Annotated in this window: 2 protein-coding genes; both read left to right on the top strand. The window is 72.3% G+C overall.

All coding sequences use genetic code 11. From position 1 onward, the window contains the following. Positions 1 to 1161, top strand: a 1161-nt coding sequence (locus ACYVE7_RS33725; protein ID WP_460370593.1) for a CDP-glycerol glycerophosphotransferase family protein, incomplete at its 5' end; no start/stop codon positions are given. 26 nt (positions 1162 to 1187) lie between these two features. Then, positions 1188 to 1597 (top strand): LbetaH domain-containing protein (locus ACYVE7_RS33720; protein ID WP_460370590.1); only part of this gene is annotated, 410 nt, incomplete at its 3' end.

Below are 1597 nucleotides of genomic sequence, written 5' to 3'. Positions count from 1 at the left end.
CTCGCGGCCGTCGCGCTGGGGGGCGTCGCGCTGTTCGCGCGGGCCCGGCTGCGGCGGGCCGCGCACCTCATCGACCGGGCGCACCATCTGGCGTGGGCGCAGGGCCGGATCGAGGAGCTGAAGCCCGAGGTGGTGCTGTACTTCGCCGGGACGGCCGAGGCCGCCTACCAGGTGAACGTCTGGCTCTCCACGCTGGAGCAGCTCGAACTGCGGCCGCTGATCCTGCTCCGGCACTCCGCCGTCCTCAAGAAGATCGGCGAGACGACGGTCCCGGTGCTCTGCCTGCCGCGTGCCACCGACGTCATGGAGATGGAGCTGGCCGACCTGCGGGTGGCGCTCTACCCGGCCAACAGCGGGCAGAACAGCCATCTGCTCAGGCTGGCCTCCGTGCGGCACGTGTTCGTCGGGCACGGCGACAGCGACAAGATCCCCAGCTTCAACCCCTTCACCCGGGTCTATGACGAGGTGTGGGTGGCGGGCCGGGCGGGCCGCGACCGGTACGCCGTCGCCGGCGTCGGGGTGCGCGACGAGAACATCGTCGAGGTCGGACGGCCGCAGCTCGACGGGATCAGGCCTGGCCCGACCGGCAACGCGAAACCCGTCGTCCTGTACGCCCCGACCTGGGAGGGGTGGAACGCCGAGATGAACGAGAGCTCCGTCGCGGTGCTGGGGGAGCGGCTGGCCGGGGCGCTCCTCTCCGACGAGGTGGTCTTCGTCTACAAGCCGCATCCGCTGACCGGCACCCGGCTGCCGGAGGTCGCCGCCGCGCACCGCCGGCTGGTGGGGATGATCAAGGCGGCTGGCGGGCCGCACCGGGTGGTGTCGGGCGGCTCGCTCCAGGACTGCTTCAACGGCTGCGACCTGCTCGTCTCCGACGTCTCCAGTGTCATCTCCGACTTCGTCGCGGCCCGCAAACCGTACGCCGTCACCAACCTGCGTGGCCTCGACGCCGAGGAGTTCCGGCGCGCCTACCCGACCGCGTCCGCCGGATATCTGCTCGACCCGACCTGCGCGGCGCTGCCCGCGCTGCTGGCCGCCGCGCGCGGCGCCGACCCGCTGGCCGCCGAACGCGACAGGCTCAGGGAGTACCTGCTGGGCCCCGACGAGCCGCGCCCCATCGTGCGCTTCAACGACGCCCTGCTGATGCTCGCCAAACGTTAAGAAAAGGGACGGACATGAGGGGAACCATGAATTACCGGGTGCAGCCGACCGCGCAGGTGGACGACACCGCGCGGATCGGCGAGGGGACCTCGGTCTGGGAACTCGCCCAGATCCGTGAGGACGCCGAACTGGGCTCCTGCTGCGTGATCGGGCGGGGCGCCTACATCGGCTCGGGGGTGCGGCTCGGCGACAACGTCAAGGTGCAGAACCTCGCCCTGGTGTACGAGCCGGCCGTCCTGGAGGACGGGGTGTTCGTCGGCCCCGCGGTCGTGCTGACCAACGACCACAACCCGCGGTCCATCGCCCCCGACGGGCGGCAGAAGCGGGGCGGGGACTGGCACGCGGTCGGCGTCCACGTGGCGGAGGGCGCGTCGCTCGGGGCACGGTCGGTGTGCGTCGCGCCGGTGCGGGTGGGGCGCTGGGCGAGGGTCGCGGC

It is taken from the genome of Actinocorallia lasiicapitis, from assembly GCF_054778695.1.
Note: the sequence above shows the minus strand (reverse complement) of the source record. Positions and strands in the feature narration are given on the sequence as shown.